This is a genomic window from Nocardia sp. NPDC059229 (genome assembly GCF_042754165.1).
Taxonomy (GTDB): Bacteria; Actinomycetota; Actinomycetes; order Mycobacteriales; family Mycobacteriaceae; genus Nocardia.
In genome coordinates, this window is record NZ_JBHZAK010000002.1 from 302,433 (window position 1) to 319,437 (window position 17,005).

Annotated in this window: 14 protein-coding genes, 2 tRNA genes and 2 pseudogenes; 9 read left to right on the forward strand and 9 right to left on the reverse strand. The window is 67.1% G+C overall.

The window, feature by feature from the left end; translation table 11 throughout:
• Positions 1-69: 69 nt before the first annotated feature.
• The 5 genes and pseudogenes from ACFXHE_RS07615 to ACFXHE_RS07635 all read left to right on the forward strand — a co-directional run.
• On the forward strand, positions 70-1,062 hold the full coding sequence (locus tag ACFXHE_RS07615) for a zinc-binding dehydrogenase (protein ID WP_379380901.1): 993 nt from the start codon (positions 70-72) through the stop codon (positions 1,060-1,062).
• A gap of 156 nt (positions 1,063-1,218) precedes the next feature.
• Positions 1,219-2,214, forward strand: coding sequence for an RNA polymerase subunit sigma-70 (locus tag ACFXHE_RS07620; protein WP_379380903.1), 996 nt, complete (start codon positions 1,219-1,221; stop codon positions 2,212-2,214).
• A gap of 242 nt (positions 2,215-2,456) precedes the next feature.
• Positions 2,457-3,698: a glycosyltransferase family 4 protein gene (locus ACFXHE_RS07625; protein ID WP_379380905.1), complete on the forward strand. Its 1,242-nt coding sequence runs from the start codon at positions 2,457-2,459 to the stop codon at positions 3,696-3,698.
• Positions 3,695-5,794: a glycogen debranching N-terminal domain-containing protein gene (locus ACFXHE_RS07630; RefSeq protein WP_379380907.1), complete on the forward strand. Its 2,100-nt coding sequence runs from the start codon at positions 3,695-3,697 to the stop codon at positions 5,792-5,794. Before ACFXHE_RS07625 ends, ACFXHE_RS07630 begins: the two co-directional genes overlap by 4 nt.
• 473 nt (positions 5,795-6,267) lie before the next feature.
• Positions 6,268-6,702 (forward strand): annotated as a pseudogene (locus tag ACFXHE_RS07635) (ornithine decarboxylase); the annotation flags it as partial.
• On the opposite strand, the pseudogene ACFXHE_RS07640 reads toward ACFXHE_RS07635, so the two are convergent.
• Positions 6,696-6,878 (reverse strand): annotated as a pseudogene (locus ACFXHE_RS07640) (hypothetical protein); the annotation flags it as partial. The pseudogenes ACFXHE_RS07635 and ACFXHE_RS07640 sit on opposite strands and share 7 nt — an antisense overlap.
• Between ACFXHE_RS07640 and ACFXHE_RS07645 the strand changes: the two are divergent.
• On the forward strand, positions 6,872-7,081 hold the full coding sequence (locus tag ACFXHE_RS07645) for a hypothetical protein (RefSeq protein ID WP_379380909.1): 210 nt from the start codon (positions 6,872-6,874) through the stop codon (positions 7,079-7,081). The pseudogene ACFXHE_RS07640 and the gene ACFXHE_RS07645 overlap by 7 nt on opposite strands.
• Before the next feature lie 520 nt (positions 7,082-7,601).
• Here the strand turns inward: ACFXHE_RS07645 and ACFXHE_RS07650 are convergent.
• Positions 7,602-7,686 (reverse strand) — tRNA-Leu (locus tag ACFXHE_RS07650).
• A 139-nt stretch (positions 7,687-7,825) separates the two neighbouring features.
• The gene (mihF, locus tag ACFXHE_RS07655; RefSeq protein WP_354832585.1) at positions 7,826-8,140 is read right to left on the reverse strand and encodes an integration host factor, actinobacterial type; all 315 of its coding nucleotides are present in this window, start codon (positions 8,138-8,140) and stop codon (positions 7,826-7,828) included.
• 274 nt (positions 8,141-8,414) lie between these two features.
• Here mihF and ACFXHE_RS07660 point away from each other — a divergent pair, with 274 nt between their 5' ends.
• Positions 8,415-9,248 (forward strand): tetratricopeptide repeat protein, encoded by an 834-nt coding sequence (locus ACFXHE_RS07660; RefSeq protein WP_379380911.1) that lies wholly within the window; start codon positions 8,415-8,417, stop codon positions 9,246-9,248.
• Between the two features lie 9 nt (positions 9,249-9,257).
• Here ACFXHE_RS07660 and ACFXHE_RS07665 read toward each other — a convergent pair whose 3' ends face one another.
• Entirely contained in the window at positions 9,258-11,528 is a 2,271-nt protein-coding gene (locus ACFXHE_RS07665; protein ID WP_379380913.1) for an ATP-binding cassette domain-containing protein, read from the reverse strand.
• Between the two features lie 174 nt (positions 11,529-11,702).
• On the opposite strand from ACFXHE_RS07665, the gene ACFXHE_RS07670 reads away from it, so the two are divergent.
• Both ACFXHE_RS07670 and ACFXHE_RS07675 read left to right on the forward strand, forming a co-directional pair.
• On the forward strand, positions 11,703-12,011 hold the full coding sequence (locus ACFXHE_RS07670; RefSeq protein ID WP_379380915.1) for a hypothetical protein: 309 nt from the start codon (positions 11,703-11,705) through the stop codon (positions 12,009-12,011).
• Between the two features lie 95 nt (positions 12,012-12,106).
• Positions 12,107-12,191, forward strand: a tRNA-Leu gene (locus ACFXHE_RS07675).
• Positions 12,192-12,332: 141 nt separating this feature from the next.
• Here the strand turns inward: ACFXHE_RS07675 and ACFXHE_RS07680 are convergent.
• Genes ACFXHE_RS07680 through ACFXHE_RS07700 form a run of 5 tightly spaced genes read right to left on the reverse strand, consistent with a single transcriptional unit; the run spans position 12,333 to position 16,999 of the window.
• Positions 12,333-13,046, reverse strand: a complete 714-nt coding sequence (locus ACFXHE_RS07680; protein WP_379380917.1) for an aspartate/glutamate racemase family protein — start codon at positions 13,044-13,046, stop codon at positions 12,333-12,335.
• A 12-nt stretch (positions 13,047-13,058) separates the two neighbouring features.
• Positions 13,059-14,348 carry an NAD(P)/FAD-dependent oxidoreductase gene (locus tag ACFXHE_RS07685; protein ID WP_379380919.1) on the reverse strand — a complete coding sequence of 430 codons (1,290 nt, stop codon included), beginning with the start codon at positions 14,346-14,348 and terminating at the stop codon, positions 13,059-13,061.
• Between the two features lie 9 nt (positions 14,349-14,357).
• On the reverse strand, positions 14,358-15,233 hold the full coding sequence (locus ACFXHE_RS07690) for a family 3 encapsulin nanocompartment shell protein (protein ID WP_379380921.1): 876 nt from the start codon (positions 15,231-15,233) through the stop codon (positions 14,358-14,360).
• Positions 15,227-16,051 (reverse strand): SDR family NAD(P)-dependent oxidoreductase, encoded by an 825-nt coding sequence (locus ACFXHE_RS07695; RefSeq protein WP_379380923.1) that lies wholly within the window; start codon positions 16,049-16,051, stop codon positions 15,227-15,229. Before ACFXHE_RS07695 ends, ACFXHE_RS07690 begins: the two co-directional genes overlap by 7 nt.
• Before the next feature lie 6 nt (positions 16,052-16,057).
• A complete protein-coding gene (locus ACFXHE_RS07700) occupies positions 16,058-16,999 on the reverse strand; it encodes a sulfotransferase (protein WP_379380925.1) in 942 nt (313 codons plus the stop codon).
• Between the last annotated feature and the right edge of the window lie 6 nt (positions 17,000-17,005).

The following is a 17,005-nucleotide window of genomic DNA, read 5'->3' on the forward strand; positions in this document are numbered from 1 at the left end:
GGCGACCGATTCCTTTCTCCGGTGGCAGCGGTCTACCTGGTGACAAACCGAGAAGGAGTGCTGATCGCCATGACCATTCCCACCACCATGCGGGCCCTGCAACAGACCTCGCTGCAGGGACCGCAGGACCTGCGTCTGATCACCGACGCGCCGGTACCGGTTCCCGGTCCGGGCGAGGTCCTGATCCGGGTCGCCGCCGCCGGGGTGAACTTCGCCGACATCTCCCAGGCCCACGGCACCTTCCTGGGCGGGCCGCGCCCACCATATACGGCGGGGTTCGAGGCCGCCGGTGAGGTCGTCGCGGCGGGAGACGAAGTGGCCGAATCGCTTTCGGGGGCCCGCGTCGTCGGCGTCGGGGCCGGAGCCTTCGCCGAATACGCGGTGCTGCCCGCGGCCTCGGCCATGCCGATCCCGGCCGGGTGGACCGCCGAGCAGGCACTCGGGCTGGTCGTGAACTGGCCTACCGCGCTCGCCGCATTGAAACCGTTGGGCCGCATAGCCACTGGTGAGACGGTGCTGATTCACGCCGCAGCGGGCGCGACCGGACAAGCCGCGGTCGCCATGGCCAAGCATTACGGTGCGACCGTCATCGCCGCCGCCTCGCTGGGCAAACACGAGATCGTGCGGGGACTCGGGGCCGACCACATGCTGGACTCGCGGTCCGAGCACCTCGCCGCCGAGGTCCTGGAACTGACCGGCGGCGCCGGAGCCGACCTGGTGCTCGAATCCGCCGGTGGCGCGACCTTCACCGCGAGCCTCGCCGCGGCCAAACGGGTCACCGGACGGGTCGTCGTCTACGGCGTGGCAGGGGGCGACACCGCCGTCACCAACTGGGAGTTGGTGTACAAGCACCAGATTCACCTCATCGGCCTCAATATCGGCGTGCTGATCCAGGCCGCTCCTCACGTCTTCGGAGAGGTCGTGGCCGAAATGTTCGCGCTCGTCGCCGCAGGTGTCCTCGCCCCCACCAGACCCACCGCCCATGATCTCGACGACGGCCCGAAGGTCCTCGCGGAAATGGAATCCCGCGCCACCATGGGCAAATTGGCCCTGCTGCCCTGATCACTCCGGATACCCGCTGACCTGGGTTTCGATTCCTTCGGACCGCCGTACCGGTCGTAATGGGCGAGGACCCGATCAGCGGGCACACGATCCGGAAAGAGAGCAGCCCATGACAAGCAGCCATTCTGCAGCCCGGCGGCAGCCTAAACTCGCCGCATGACGGCGCACCTGGCGGAGGCGGCCGATCGGAGCCGCTTCGCCGCCGAAACCGAGCGATTCCGCCTGGAACTGCTGGCGCACTGCTACCGCATGGTCGGCTCGGCCCACGACGCCGAAGACCTGGTCCAGGAGACATACCTGCGCGCCTGGCGCTCCTACGCCGCCTTCGAGGGCCGCGCTTCGATGCGGACCTGGCTGTACAAGATCGCCACCAATGTCTGCCTGTCGGCGCTCGAGCCGCGTCGCATCCGAGTCCTGCCCTCGGGCCTGGGCGGCCCCGGCGACGGGTCCGAGGGAGCGCCGAGTCACGTTGCGCGGGGCGAGGTTTCGTGGCTCGAACCATGCCCCGGCGGCTGGATCGCCCCGGCCGCGGACGATCCGGCCGCCGCGGTGGTCGCCCGCGAGTCACTCCGCCTGGCCCTCATCGCGAGCCTCCAGCATCTCCCCGCCCGCCAGCGCGCCATCCTCATCCTGCGCGAGGTCCTGTCCTTCTCCGCCGCCGAGACCGCCGAAATCCTCGGCACCACAACCGCGGCGGTCAAGAGCGGCCTGCAGCGCGCCCGCGCTCGCCTGAACGAATTGACCTCGGGGCCAGAGGAATTGCTCGAGCCGTCCGATGAGCGGGCGCGGGCGCTGCTCGACGGCTACATCGCCGCCTTCGAACACGCCGACGCCGCTCTCCTGCAGCAGGTGCTGCGCGCCGACGCGACGCTCGAGGCGACCCCGTTCCGCGATTGGCAGGCAGGCCTGGTGAACTGCATCCGCATGCTCGACACCTACGTGATGGCCCGGCCCGGCGACTGGCGGATGCTACCCACCACGGCCAACGGCCAGCCGGCCGCCATCGAGTACCACCGGGACACCGATGGCGTGCTCCGCGGCCACGGCGTCGTGGTCCTGGCTCCGACCACCGCCGGTGTTCGCGGTGTCATCTCGTTCCACGACCCGGCGCTGGTCGCATTGTTCGGATTCCCCGAGGTGCTTGCGGAGTGAGTCGGCAGAAAAAGGGTTCTCGCCGAGCGCTACTGCCGAGATTCGCGAATCCCTCACGGTGCAAATACATTTCATGCTCGATGGGTGGATAAGGATACCCGCAATTCGAGCTGATAAACCATCGACATAACTTTTGAATTGCGACCGCCCAAATCGGACAAACATCACTTGCCGACCAGCGCCGTTCGTGGCAACGTATACGAGGGTTTGGCTCAGTTCAACTCACGACGAGGAGTTTCGAAATGAGTAGCGAACTTACGTGCGATGCCTCACTCGAGAACGCCTTCGACTTTCTGCAGCTTCAGCCCGAAAATTCCGCCGTGTTCGGCGCGGTCAATTCCCGGAAGCGGTCGCTGCATATCGTTCTCGCCGCTCCACCGTATTTCGACATCCCACCGGTCGGCTACGGCGGTATCGAGGCTGTTGTCGCCACGCTGGCCGATGAGCTGGTCGATCAGGGTCACCGCGTCACGCTGCTCGGCGCCGGCCACGCCGGTACGAAGGCCCGATTCGTCCGGGTCTGGGACGAGATCCAGTCCAAGCGGCTCGGCGAGCCGTACCCGGAGATCGTCAATGCCATGAAGACCTGGCAGATCATCGAGGCACTGCACGCCGAGGACCCGGTGGACGTCGTGCACGATCACACCTTCGCCGGCCCGGCCAACGCGGCCGCGTACCGGGGGCTCGGGATTCCAACCGTCGTCACCGTGCACGGTCCGGTCGACCCCGAGATGCACGAGTACTACCAATCGCTCGATCACAGTGTGCGGCTCGTAGCGATCAGCGACCGGCAGCGCGCGCTCGCGCCGGATCTGAACTGGATCGGCCGCGTGCACAACGCGATCCGCCCCTCGGAATGGCCATTCCGCACCGAAAAGCTCGACTACGCCCTGTTTCTGGGCCGCTACGCGCCCTACAAGGGACCCCACCTGGCGCTCCGCGCCGCACACTCCGCCGGTGTGCGCCTGGTCCTGGCGGGCAAGCTCAACGAGCCGCCCGAGCACGAGTTCTTCGACAACTACATCGAGCCGCTGCTCACCGAGAGCGACGATGTGTTCGGCGAGGCCGACGCGACCGCGAAACGCCATCTGCTCGCCGGCGCGCGCTGCCTTTTGTTCCCGATTCGGTGGGAAGAACCCTTCGGCATTGTCATGATCGAGGCCATGGTCTGTGGCACACCGGTGATCGCGCTGCGCGGCGGTGCGGTGGAAGAGGTCGTCGAACATGGCGTGACCGGATGGATCTGCGACGATCCCGACGAACTACCCGGATACATCGCCCGCGCCGATGAGATCGACCCCTACGCCTGCCGGGAGCGTGTCGAAAGGCTGTTCGCCACGGACCTGTTCGCGCAGGGCTACGAGGCGGCCTATCACCGGGCCATCGAGATGGCGGCGGAACGGGCGTCGCGAACCGGCGTCCGGGTACGGGTACCCGCCGGGACCCCGATCCTCAGCAGCCAGGCGCCGGGCGGTCGCCCGTGAGCGTATTCAATGCCGGCCCACCCGTTCTCATCGAGGGTGGCGCCGGCGTGATCACCCTCGTCGAGGCCGGAACCTTCTGCCTGTCCGACCGACTCGGGGACATTCACCCCGGCACCGCCCACGGTTTGTACTACCGGGACACGCGCATCCTGACCCGATGGGAGCTGCGCGTGGACGGTCTTCCGCCGGAACAGCTTTCGGTGGTGGTGCGCGAACCCTTCCGGGCGCGATTCGTGGCCCGGAAGCCGCCACCGCACGGTATCGCCGACGCGACGGTGCTGGTCCAGCGCCGTCGCGTCGTGGGTGAGGGAATGCAGGAGATCATCAGCGTGCTGAATCTCGGCGACGAGGACACCGCCCTGACGGTGGTTCTCGATGCCGAGGCGGACTTCGCGGACCTGTTCGCGGTCAAGGAGGGCCGGGCGGGCGGTGGCGGCGGCGAGTCGGCCGCCACCGAGCAGGCGCTGCGCTTCACCGACCGCAGTCAGCAGGGGCGTGGCGTCATCATCACCGCCGGCGAGGACCCCGAGGTTCAGCCCGGATCGCTGACCTGGCAGGTATTGGTCCCGGCACACGGCAGCTGGCAGACGGTGGTGCACTGCCAGCCGATCAACGACCATCGGGCCGTCCCGATGAACTTCGACGACAACGACGAATACAGCCCGGCGGACAAGATCCGCCGCTGGCGTGCCTCGACCACCACCCTCACCGCGAGCGGCGCCGGCCTCAACCTCATCCTGCAGCGCACCGAGACCGACCTCGGCGCGCTGCGCCTGGACGATCCCGCCGACGGCACCTCCTATGTGGCCGCCGGCGCGCCCTGGTTCATGGCCCTGTTCGGCCGCGACAGTCTGCTCACCTCGTGGATGGCGCTGCTGCTGGATTCGGACCTGGCCCTGGGAACACTGCGCCAGCTGGCGAAACTCCAGGGCACCGAGTCGAATCCGCTCACCGAGGAGGAACCCGGCCGCATCATGCACGAGCGGCGCTACGGTCCCGGCAGTGATCGGGTGCTCGGCGGCACCGTGTACTACGGCACCGCCGACGCAACGCCCCTGTTCGTGATGCTGCTCGCCGAATGCCGTCGCTGGGGTATCGGCGCCGCGGCCGTACAGGAGTTGCTGCCGGCCGCCGACGCGGCGCTGGCCTGGATCGACACCGACGCCGACCTCGACGGCGACGGCTTCGTCGAGTACCGGCGCAAGACCGACCGCGGCCTCGCCAACCAGGGGTGGAAGGACAGCTGGGACGCGATCGGATTCGCCGACGGCCGCCTCGCCGACCCGCCGATCGCCCTGTGCGAGGTGCAGGGCTACGTCTACGCGGCCAGGATCGGCCGCGCCGAACTGGCCGAGGAGCTCGGCGACCACGCCCTCGCCGAGCGGCTGCGCACGCAGGCCGCCGATCTCAAAGCCCGTTTCGACGAGACCTTCTGGATGCCGAAGAGCAGCTGCTATGCCCTGGCGCTGGACGGCTCGAAGCAGCCGGTCGATGTCGGATCGAGCAATCCCGGCCACTGCCTGTGGACCGGTATCGTGCCCGACGAACGCGCGGCCGAACTGATCGAGCGGCTGGGCGCGGCGGACCTGAACAGCGGATTCGGTTTGCGCACACTGTCTTCCACCGCTCGTCACTTCAATCCCATGGGTTATCACACCGGTTCGGTGTGGCCGCACGACACGGCCATCGCGGTGGCCGGTCTGATGCGCTACGGCCACATCCCCGGCGCACTGGACCTGAGTGTGAGACTCGCGAGCGGACTGCTCGAGGCCATCCTGGAATTCGGGGCCCGGCCGCCCGAACTGTTCTGCGGCTTCGCGCGCTCCGATTTCAGTTCCCCGGTGCCGTATCCCACCTCGTGCTCCCCGCAGGCGTGGGCGAGCGCGGCGCCCCTGCTGCTCATGCGATCGTTCCTGGGGCTGATGCCCGACGTCCCCGGGCGCACCCTCACCATCGCGCCGCGCCTGCCCGACCGGGCGGGCGTCATCCGGCTCACGGACCTCCGCCTGGGTCCGGCAACCGTGTCCATCGAGGCGTGCGGCACCGACGCGAAAGTCCAGGGGCTGCCACCGGATTGGCAGCTGAACCGGAAATAGCGACAGGCGGTGCCGGCCGATGACGCAGCGGAGGGAAACGCTGGTGACAATGCCTCCCAGGGCCTGCCCGGGCACCGGGCGTGGCGATCGGATGCCGAACGCGGTTGAGCGCCACGACCGCCGGCCGGGGTCTGCACCCGGATCCGTCCATCGGGCGCGGTGGTGAGCACGGAGGCCGACCATGCCGACAGCGATTCCGGGCGGGAGCTGTCGGCGTACAACAGTGTCGCGCATACGACATCTGGTGGCACATCGCCGATACCGCGCTGCGGCTGGCGGCGCTCGGCCCGGACGCGGGTACCGAGGTGGCGGAACTGGAGCGCTACCTCGCCGACGCCGACCTGCTCGAGCCCTACCACAGTTACCCCGGCGGCCGGCTGGTGGCGCGGGCGCAGGAGCTGGCCGGCACGGGGGCGTACGCCGAACTGACCCGGCTGGCCGAGACCATCGGCCGGGGGCTCGTCCTGCAGGAGGATGTGCTGGATCTGCATCTGACGATCCTGCGCGGGGTGGCGCGGCGCCGGCGGACCCCGTTCTTCTCCGCGCTGACCGCCTATGCGCGGAAACCGACCGGCGTCTTCGACGCCATGCCGATCTCGCGCGGCAACTCGGTGGTGAACTCGCAGTGGATCCGGGATATGGGCGAGTTCTACGGGCTGAACATCTTCCTGGCCGAGACCTCGTCCAACGCCGGTGGTCTCGATTCGCTGCTGGAACCGCACGGCCCGATCCGGGAGGCGCAGGAACTGGCGGCGCGCGCGTTCGGAGCGCGCCGGACCTACTTCGTCACCAACGGCACCTCGACCGCCAACAAGATCGTCACCCAGGCCTTGGTGGCGTTCGGGGATGTGGTGCTGGTCGACCGCAACTGCCACAAATCGCACCACTACGCCCAGGTGCAGTTCGGCGAGGTCGAGGTGTGCGTCATGTACGCCTCGCGGAAGGCGCCCTCGGCGCGCCCGGCGAAGTCGTCGTCGAACACATGGATCATCGACCCCTGCCGCAGCGCGGTCAGCGTCTTGTGGGTGGACTGGGTGGCGTAGACGCGAATGCGCACGCGGTCGGGGTTCGGCAGCAGTGGTTCGTGCACCAGATCGTCGTCCGGGCGGCCGGCGAGTTCGGCACTGCGGCTTATCCGTCGCGTATCTGCTGCGCGCCCTGGTGGGTATCGCGGAGGGGCTGGAGGACGAGGCGAGCCTGCGGGGCCTGGTGGCCGGCGCCGACGACAACTACCTCTGGGGTCTCTTCGTGCGCAGTCATATCACTCCTGACTCTCGATTGGCTTGACCACCTCGGTGTCGTGGTGTTTGTGAACTGCCTGCGGCGCACAACTACCTGCCACGCCCTCGAGGGCCGGTGGTCGACATATTTCCGCCGCCGTGGACGCCACTTCGTTCCGGTGACCTCGGCGATGAATCAGGTCCGGAACCCGGCCCATCTTTGTCAAATTCGAATCGATATCGAGTTTATGAGGCTCGCCGTCGCGCTGTCAACACGTGTTTCATCTCGCCGACGCCACGCACGCCCGGATGACCCGAGTTCGATACGGTGATCACCGAACTCGGCAGGCGCAGCACGGAATTCGCCACTTTGTGAGAGGTGTTTCAGTTCGGGGTTCTATCGCGGTGCGGAGGCTGGACCTCGGGACCCGCGCAGTCCGCCACGATCGAGGCGAAATCCGTTGCGCACCACAGGATGAGCCGGGAGAAGATTCGGCAGATGGTCGATTTCCTCGGCGGGCTGTGACCATGAAAAAGGGCGGTTTTGGTGGAAACTGCTCCAAAACCGCCCGTGGGCCTACTGACTGTGTCCGGAGGGGGACTTGAACCCCCACGCCCTAATACGGGCACTAGCACCTCAAGCTAGCGCGTCTGCCATTCCGCCACCCGGACCGGTGATGCTCAGCAAGGTTATCGGATCGGACCGCCTGGACCAAATCGGTCGATGTCCTGCGCGTTCACCGAGGATTCGGAGGCGGTGGGAGTGGTCGCCGCCGGGCCGGTTCGCGACCCGGCAGGCCACCCCCCGATCTCAAGCCTTCAGCGCCTCCAGCAGCGCGGCACGCTGCCGGGAACCCAGGCCGCCGATACGGCGGTCCGCGGGGATCTCGGCCTCGTCCATCAGCTTGGCCGCCTTGACCGGGCCGATGCCCGGGAGCGCCTTGATGACCGCCGCCACCTTCGTCTTCTTGACCAGGTCCTCCTTGTCCGCGCGCTTGAGCACCTCGGCGAGGCTGACCGACCCCTTCTTGACCTGCGCGATAAGTTCCGAGCGGGCCTTACGAACCGCCGCGGCCTTCGCCAGCGCCTCGGAGCGTTGTTCGGGGGTCATGGTGGGCAGAGCCATATGTCCTTACCTTTCACTCGTTCGCTGGTACGTCGCCGACGATTCAACATGACACCAGGCCGTCCGCAAGAACGACACACCGCGTGGACGTAGCCGCCACGTCGATCGATCGGCGAAATCGGTACACCGGGCACCGGTCGGACGCCCGGAAAGATGCCGGTCATGCGACCAGGAGTTTGCTGGATCGCGGAGCTGGCAAATCCGGGACGCAGAAGGTGGCATCGGTACTACGGTAGCCCCGAATATCACCGGGCACCGGCGGAAGGCGGGGCAGATGAAGGGGTCGTATTCGTACGCCGAGCCGGGCACGACCGAACCAACACTGGCGGACCGATACGACAGCGCAGACCCGGTGACCTGGAACGGAGCGCAGGTCTACCCCCTGCACTCGGAGGGTCTCGGCGGCTCCCCCACCACGGTCCGGCTGACCCTGCGCAGCGCCGCCCCGCGCCCCGGCGTGCGCAGCCTGGGCATCGGACTCGCCGTGGAGCGCGGACATGTGTTGCTGGAAGGCCGCCGGCTCAGGGGGGTTGACGTCTGGAGTGATGCCATGTCGGGCGGCATCGAGCTACAGGTGTGCCCGGCCGAGACCGATGCCGCCATCACCCTCACCCCTGTCTGGGTGGACGACACCGAGGCCACCGTTTCCTGGACGGGTAACTACGGCATGCTCATCGCCCGCGAATCCGCCATGACGGTCCTGCACTGCAGCACCGGCGTCGGCCCACCCGACTTCGGCGAACTGGTCCTTGAGCTCACCATCGGCTCCACCTCGCCGTCCCCGGCCCTGCCCACCGATGCCAGCCGCTACCAGAACGCGCTCTACGAGCTGGGCGTGGCCATGCAGAGCCGCGGCGACGAGGAGCAAGCGTGCCAACTGTGGACGCAGGCAGCCGAATTCGGTCATCCGGGCGCTGCCTACGACCTCGGCGTCTTCCGCTATCGCCGGGGAGATTTCACCGAGGCCGAGCACTGGTGGCGTACCGCCGCGACCCAGGGCGACCCCCGGGCCATGGCCGGTCTCGCCGAACTCCTCAATCGCCGCGGCAATCCCGATGAAGCCAGAGCGTGGAGGGCCGCCAGCACCGCGGACGATCGATCCTCGTGACGCTCTTCATCAGGCTGACTTGTAGCGGCGCAGGTACTCCCCCGTCAGCGAGGCCGGGTCGGTGAGCAGTTCGGCGGGGGTACCGGTGAACACGACCTCGCCGCCGTTCTTGCCGCCGTCTGGCCCGAGGTCGATGACCCAGTCCGCGTGTGCGACCACGTCCAGGTTGTGCTCGATGACCACGACCGTGTTCCCGCGCTCGACCAGGTTGTCCATGAGCGTGAGCAGGGTGTCGACATCGGACATGTGCAGGCCGGTGGTGGGTTCGTCGAGGACGTAGACCGTGCCGGTGTTCTGCAGCTGCGTCGCCAGTTTGATGCGCTGGCGTTCGCCGCCGGAGAGGGTGCTCATGGCCTGGCCCAGACTCAGGTAGTCCAGGCCGACCTCGTTCATGGTGCGCAGCTTGGCATTCAGTGCCTTCTCGGGGAAGAACTCGACGGCCGCCTCGGCGGAGAGCTCGAGGACATCGGCAATCGACTTGCCGCGCAGGGTGAGTGCGAGGACACGATCGGAAAACCGCCGCCCGTCACAGGATTCACAGTGGGTGGTGACCGGGTCCATGTAGGCGATCTCGGTGATGATGACGCCGCGGCCGCCGCATTCGGTGCAGGCGCCGTCGGAGTTGAAGCTGAACAGACCGGCCGGTTCGCCGGTTGCCTTGGCGAACAGCTTGCGGATCGGATCCATGAGCCCGAGGTAGGTGGCGGGCGTGGACCGGGAGGACGCGGCGATGGCGGACTGGTCCACGAAGACCGATTCCGGGTAGCGCACCAGGAATTCGTCGCGGATCAGGCTGCTCTTGCCCGACCCCGCCACACCGGTGATGGCGGTCAGGATGCCGGTCGGAATGGCGACGGTGACATCTTTCAGATTGTGCGCGTTGGCATTCGCCACCGTCAGCGCGCCCGTCGCGGACCGGAAGTTCTCCTTGACCCGGAAGGCGCGGCGCAATCCCGCGCCGGTGGGGGTATCGGCCTGCCGCAACTCGGCGAAACTGCCGGTGAAGACGACCTCGCCGCCGTGGACGCCCGCGCGCGGACCGACATCCACGATGTGGTCGGCGATCTGGATGACATCCGGATCGTGCTCGACGACCAGTACGGTATTGCCCTTGTCCCGCAGCGCCTCCAGCATGTGGTTGAGCCGCCCGACATCGCGCGGGTGCAGGCCGACGCTGGGTTCGTCGAAGATGTAGGTCATCCCGACCAGCGTGCTGCCCAGGTGTTTGATCATCTTCAGGCGCTGGCCCTCGCCGCCGGACAGGGTCGAGGTGGCGCGGTCCAGGCTCAGGTAGCCCAGCCCGATGGCGGCGACGCGTTCGAGCGCGACCTGGGTGGCCGCGGCCAGCGGGACGGCGGCCGGGTCGTCGATCTCGCCGAGGACCTCGATCAGATCGGTGATCTGCAGTCGCGCCCAGTCGGCGATATTGCGTCCATTGATGGCGGTGGCCAAGGCCTTCGGATTCAGGCGCGCCCCGTGGCAGGCCGCGCAGACGCCCTCGGTGAGGAAGCGCTGGATCTGTTCGCGGGTCTTCTCCGACAGCCCCGAGGTGTCGCGCTTGAGCCGGGTGCGGGTGAATTTGTCGACCAGGCCTTCGTAATTGGATTTCCAGGTGCCTTTCGCGAAAGACAATTCCACTTTGCCGCCGGTGCCGTGGAGCAGGTCGTGCCATTCCGCGTCGTCGTAGTCGGCGAGTTTCTTGTCCGGGTCGAATCGGCCGGAGTTGGCGTACAGCTGCCAGTCGCCGCTGCCGACGGTGTAGCCGGGTATCAGTAGTGCGCCCTCGTTGAGCGATTTGGTGCGGTCCGCGAGTTTGCCCGGGTCGGCGGTGATGGCCACGCCGAGTCCGTCGCACTCGGTGCACATGCCCTGCGGGGTGTTGAAGGAATAGTCGTAGACCAATCCCGTGGACGGAGAACCGAAGCGCGCGAACAGGGCTCGGATCAGGGCGTAGATGTCGGTCATGGTGCCGACCGTGGAGCGTGGCCCGCCGCCGACCGCCTTCTGGTCGATGATGACCGGCGCGGTGAGGTTCTCGATGGCCTCGGCGTGCGGACGTTCGTAGCGTGGAAGGAAGTTCAGGACGAAGGCCGGGAAGGTGGCGTAGAGCTGCCGCTGGGATTCGATGGCGATGGTGTCGAAAACAATGGAGGACTTGCCGGATCCGGAGACCCCGGTGAAGACGGTGATCTTGTTCTTGGGAATGTCGATCGAGACGTTGCGCAGATTGTGCTCGCGGGCGCCGAGGATCCGAATTGTTTCGGTGGAGGCCAGGGACATGTCCCCACCATGCCAGGCCGACCCCCCTCGATGTGCGGGGAAATGTGATGTAAATCACAATGATTCGGATCGGATCTCCGGGTCCGGCCCCGATTGCCGAACGGTCGCACCCATCTACAGTGGCGGTCGATCGCGCGGCCGACACCGCCGCGCACGACCCACGAGGAACGCATGATGAACACCGCCCGATGGACGGCCGTGGCCGCCGCTGCACTAGCCGTCGCCCTGCTCTCGGGTTGCTCGGATGTCGAGAAGGCCCTCAACCAGGGCGGCGACACCAAGTGCGGCGACTACCTCGCCCAGAACGCCGACACCCAGCGCGTCACCATCACCAAGTTCATCAAGCAGCAAACGGGCAACGACCACGAGCCTGCCGGCACCCAGGTGGACCTCTCCATGGCTGCCGTTCAAGGCCTCTGTCAGATTCAGGCCAACAAGGACACCCCCATCAAGAACGCCAACCTCGCGGGCATCCTCCACTAGCCCCCCAAACCTCCCCTCGCGCACCCCATTTCGCCTGGCCCAGCCCCGATTTCCGTTTCCGCCAACCTCTCCGCTAATCTTGTCCAGCATCACCGGTCCGGGTGGCGGAATGGCAGACGCGCTAGCTTGAGGTGCTAGTGCCCGTATTAGGGCGTGGGGGTTCAAGTCCCCCTCCGGACACCGGTCACAATGAGAGCCGTTGCAGAGCAACGGCTCTCATTTGCCCTCCGGGGCATACCCGACATGAACACCTGTGGGATGCCGTAGACCCGATCCCGGCGGAGCGCCCGCTTCGTCTTCGGCAGCCGCAATCGACATATCCTACCGTCGGCTGTGAAAGGGCTGGTGGGATAGGCTGCGGTGCACCATTTCGGTGAGGGTGACGATGTCGAAGACCGGCACGCCGAGGTGCTTCTGTATCGCGTGCCGGTACGGCACCAGGTCGGTGCATTCGATGATCAGCGCACCCATATCGGGGTTGTGCGCGGCCAGTCGTTCCACTTCGTCGAGTACCTCGCGGCCGAGCCGGTCGACGTCGAGGTCGCTGCGGCGACCTTCGAGGATGACCTCGCGGAATTCCGGGCGCTCGGCCATTCCCGCTATACAGATCGGCACGGACTCGCCTCCGATCGCATCCAAATGGCGGCGGGTGAGGGCCTGTTCGTCGGCGACCAGCAGGCCGACCTTGCGATCGGCGGCCACCATGCGGTGGACCATCGGCAATTGAACGAGGCTCGAGCTGTAGAGCGGGATTCGGACGGCATCGACCAGCTGCTGCTGGAAGACGACCAGGAAACCGCACGCGGCGGTGATCGCAGCCACGCCTTCGGATTCGAGCTTCCGGGCCGCGCCGATGAACGGTTCGAGCAGCGTCGGATCCGCTTCGATCACCACTCGGCGCGGGGTCGCGCCGTGGACCACCTGATAGACGACCGGGAAGTCGAAGGTTGCCGGATTGCGGATGTGGCCGAGGATCTTGGTGAAACTGGTGTCGAGACACAGGACACCGATCCTGATGTCCGCTCGGTCTGCCATCTGATCGCCGTTTCAGGTGAATGCGCCGAAACGTGTCGGCCGCAAGGGGATCGGGTCGGTGAGCGGTGAATCGCCCGCGAGCATCTGGCTGATGAGTTCGCCGCCGGCGGGCGCGAGTCCCATGCCGATATGGCCGTGCCCGGCCGCGATGAGAAGGTTGCGGAGATCGCCCGCGGGACCGATCAGGGGCAGGCTGTCGGGAGTGCACGGCCGTAATCCACTCCAGGTCTGCAGGGTCGGTGTTTCCTCCAGTGCGGGAAGGAATTCGCGCACGGTACGCCGCATCGCCCGCACTCGGCGTTCGGAGACCTCGGTGCTCATCCCGGTCAGTTCGAGCTGCCCGCCGATCCGCAGCCGGTCGCCGAGCGCGACCATCGCCACCTTGCCCTCGCTCAGTAATACCGGCCGGCCGGGCGCGCTCGGTGGCATGGCTACGGTCACGCTGTGGCCCTTGATCGGTTGGAGTAGCAGGTCGATGCCCGCTAGGCGGGCACACTCGGCCGACCACACGCCCGCGGCGATGACCACATTGCCGGGATGCAGGTCTCCGCGAGTAGTGCTGAGGCGCACGACATTTCGCTCTCGCACCTCGAACGCGGTGACCTCGGTGTGCTCACATATCTCCACGCCCGAATCTCTCAGGACTCGGCCGAATTCGACGATGAACTCGGGGACGTGCAGATACGCGCCCTCGGGGTTGTACAGCGCGCCGTGGATATCGAACACGGTCTTCGGCTCGAGCTCGTCGAGTTCACCCGGGCCGAGGACGCGCAGCGGCACACCGGCGGCGACGGTGCGCGCGACAGCGCGTCTCGCATCGTCGAAACCCGCCGCGGTCTTGAAAGCCAACACGATGCCCGTTGACTCGAAGGTCGCGGCAATGCTTTGGGTAGCGCATAGGTCGAGCAGAATCCCCAGGCTGCGCTTCTTCATTCCGATCAGCGCCCGGAATCCGGCCATAGCCGCATCGGCCGAGCAGGCACGCCGGAAATGCTCCAGCCAGCGCGTCAATTCGGCGTCCGCCCGCGGTTCGATGTACCAGGGTGAGTCCGGGTCGGTCGCACCGGGAACGGCGAGTGTGCGCATGCCGGGTTCGGCCAGGGGCGCTGCACCATGAGTGCCGACGAATCCGGTGTTTCCGTAGGAACACGACTGCGGCCCGCCGAGCGCACCGCGCTCGAGCACCGTGACCGTCGCCCCGCGCAGCCGCAGCTGGTGGGCGCAGAACAGTCCGACGACACCGCCGCCGACCACCACCACATCCGGGTCCTCGAGCACGGGGGTTTCCTGATCGCGCGTCACGACTTCGACCTAGACGGTGACGACGAAGAAGTTCGTCGGCAGATTGACCACGACTCGCTCGTAGATCTCCGCCTGCAGCGCGATACCGGGCTCGGTGAACGTTCCTTCGGGTGGCTCGGCGAAGCGGATCACCGAACGGCCGGCGTCGAAAAGCTGTGCACCGTGACCGAAATCGCCGACGATGGCGGTCCCGGGCTCGACCAGGCGGGTCCGGACGATGAAGACGCCGTTCTGTTCCAGATCGTCCATCAGCCGTCCGGTGCCCAGCGCGCGGTAGTAGTCGACGGGGTTGATGATCATGCCATCCGCCGTGCCGCCCATCTGCTCGATCTCGTTGCAGGCGCGCAGGATTGCCGATGCGAAGGGTCCCGGCGACGTCATCCTTTCGATCCCGGGCAGGTTCAGCAGCCCGCCTTCGCCGCTGATGATCGTGTAATTCTCGGCGGTGCAGAGGCGGACGATCAAGCGGTAGTTGATGAAGGACTCGAAGGTTTCGGGGTCCTTCCACAGATCCGGCGGGACCTGCACCCAGGCCGTGGTGGTGAGCAGTTCCGGAATCGGCGATTTGCCGAATCGGCTGGCCAGTTCACGTCGGACCTCGGCGCCCGCGATCGGTGTGTCCCCTGCCGCGGGCGCGCTTTCGTGCCAGTAGAACTGGCGCGGATCGCGAGACAGGTCGATGGTCTTGAGCATATTGCGGGCGGGATTGCGCGGTTTGCGCCGCGAGCTGGTCAGCGAATCGGTGATGGTCACGTCGTACTCGACCGCCGCGTCCAGCCCGTGTTCTACGCAGGCTTCGACGAACATCCGGCCCGGCGACAGTTCCTGCTTGCGGTCGGCGACGACCTGCGCCAGCGTCTGTTTGACGGTGTCTGTCTTCAGCATGTCCCCTCCTGGGAAACGGTGTAGTGCGATGAGGACGCGCCGAGCACGCTCGAGCCGCCGTCGATCAGCTGGACGGTGCCGGTGATATAGCCAGCGCGTTCACTGGCCAAAAACGCTGCCAGGGCGGCGATTTCGTCGGGACGTGCGACTCGCCCCACGGCGGTTCCAAGGCCGACGGCATGCAGCTGGTCCTCGATCCGGCCGTCGGTGGATCCCTGCGTCAGGACTCGCTCCAGCAGCGGTGTGCGGGTCGCGCTCGGCGCGAGCACATTGACGGTCACACCGTCGCGGCCGACGTCCGCGGCGAGGGCCTGGGCGAACCGAACGATCGCCGCCCTGGTCACTCCGGACAGGGCCAGTCCGCCCATGGGGACCAGCGCCGTTTCCGAGGCAACGAAAAGCACCCTGCCCCAGTGCGCATTCCGCAGCTGGGGCAACGCTGCCAGCGCCAGCTCGACCGCCGGCATCAGCACCGTGTCGACCGCCTCCCGGTAGGCGGCCGACACGAAGGTCGACGCGCTCCCGGTCGGCGGAGTGCCGCCGCTGACGACGACGATATGGAGTCCGCCGAACTCCCCGGCGACCTCGTCGACCCAGCGGCGGGTCGCCGCAGCGTCGGTGATGTCCACACGCGCGGCGTGGATGCGGCCGCGCGCCACCGCCTTGATGGCCCGCTCGGCCGCGGCGAGTCGTCCCGGGTCGCGCGCGCCGATGGCGACATGCGCGCCCTCGGCGGCCAGCTCGCGGGCGATCGACAGCCCGATGCCGCTGGATCCGCCCGCGACCAGTGCAATCTTGTCGGCCAATCCCAGATCCACTGTCGCTCAACCTCTTCCGCTGGACTTCGCACCGCCGTTGAGATATCCGTACCGAAGCGACAGCGGCCAGGACAGCACCGACGCCGTTCGCCTGGCCGAATCCGGCAGCGCGCTGCGCCAGAAGTCGTCGGTCGGGCGGATCACGGTTTCACCCGTGTTGAAACGGTCCGGGTTTCCGGTGACCGTGTGATTGGAGTGCAGCTCTACCGTTCGATCGGTCATCGGGTTGGACGCCGGGTCGATCTCGCACAATCGCAGCAACGTGTCGACCGTCGCCGCCGGCTCGGCGATGAAGTCCTCGTAGCGCAGGAACAGCGACCGCTGCGGATAGCGTCGGGTGATTGCGTGCGACGCGAGATTGAAGCCACTCCAGTAGCCGGTGCTCTTCCCCGGCGACATCGCGTACACGTATTCCTTGGGCCTGCTCCATGATTGCGCCACAGCTCGCGGATCGCGCACCAGATGGACGTAGTACGGGGTGAGGCCGTCGAGGCGCGCGAGCATCGCCGCCTCCCCCGGCATCTTCGAGGTGTCGACGATCACCCGAGAATCGCTGCGCTCCGCGACGGCCCGGTAGATCTGGGTCATCAGGTCGGCGTGCGCGCGAATCTCCCCATTGTGCAGACCGCGGTGCAGTACCTGCCAGGTATGCCTGGTCCGGACATTGCCGAGCTGGCGCCGGATGACCGTGTCGGTGTGGGCTTCCAGGGTGGTACCGTCGGGTCGGCCGACCGGCAGGATCGTGGACCAGAACGGGCAGTCGACGAGCTTGTGGCCGCAGCCGCACTGCTCGTTCACGCCGCGGCCCGCCGCGTTCTTCCAGAGGAAGTGCAGTTCGCCGACGTGGAATACGCCGGGAATCTCATTGAGGATATTGCCGAGGATGGTGCTGCCGTTGCGGCACCATCCCGTGATGCAGAGGACCTTGACCGGTGCTGCGCTTGTCATCTGCCG

What these genes read in the sequence shown, in the direction of transcription:
- ACFXHE_RS07615 (WP_379380901.1), top strand. Translation starts at nt 70, where the DNA reads ATGACCATTCCCACCACCATGCGGGCCCTGCAACAGACCTCGCTGCAG.
- ACFXHE_RS07620 (WP_379380903.1), top strand. Translation starts at nt 1,219, where the DNA reads ATGACGGCGCACCTGGCGGAGGCGGCCGATCGGAGCCGCTTCGCCGCC.
- ACFXHE_RS07625 (WP_379380905.1), top strand. Translation starts at nt 2,457, where the DNA reads ATGAGTAGCGAACTTACGTGCGATGCCTCACTCGAGAACGCCTTCGAC.
- mihF (WP_354832585.1), bottom strand. Translation starts at nt 8,140, where the DNA reads ATGGCTCTGCCCACCATGACCCCCGAACAACGCTCCGAGGCGCTGGCG.
- ACFXHE_RS07660 (WP_379380911.1), top strand. Translation starts at nt 8,415, where the DNA reads ATGAAGGGGTCGTATTCGTACGCCGAGCCGGGCACGACCGAACCAACA.
- ACFXHE_RS07665 (WP_379380913.1), bottom strand. Translation starts at nt 11,528, where the DNA reads ATGTCCCTGGCCTCCACCGAAACAATTCGGATCCTCGGCGCCCGCGAG.
- ACFXHE_RS07670 (WP_379380915.1), top strand. Translation starts at nt 11,703, where the DNA reads ATGAACACCGCCCGATGGACGGCCGTGGCCGCCGCTGCACTAGCCGTC.
- ACFXHE_RS07680 (WP_379380917.1), bottom strand. Translation starts at nt 13,046, where the DNA reads ATGGCAGACCGAGCGGACATCAGGATCGGTGTCCTGTGTCTCGACACC.
- ACFXHE_RS07690 (WP_379380921.1), bottom strand. Translation starts at nt 15,233, where the DNA reads ATGCTGAAGACAGACACCGTCAAACAGACGCTGGCGCAGGTCGTCGCC.
- ACFXHE_RS07700 (WP_379380925.1), bottom strand. Translation starts at nt 16,999, where the DNA reads ATGACAAGCGCAGCACCGGTCAAGGTCCTCTGCATCACGGGATGGTGC.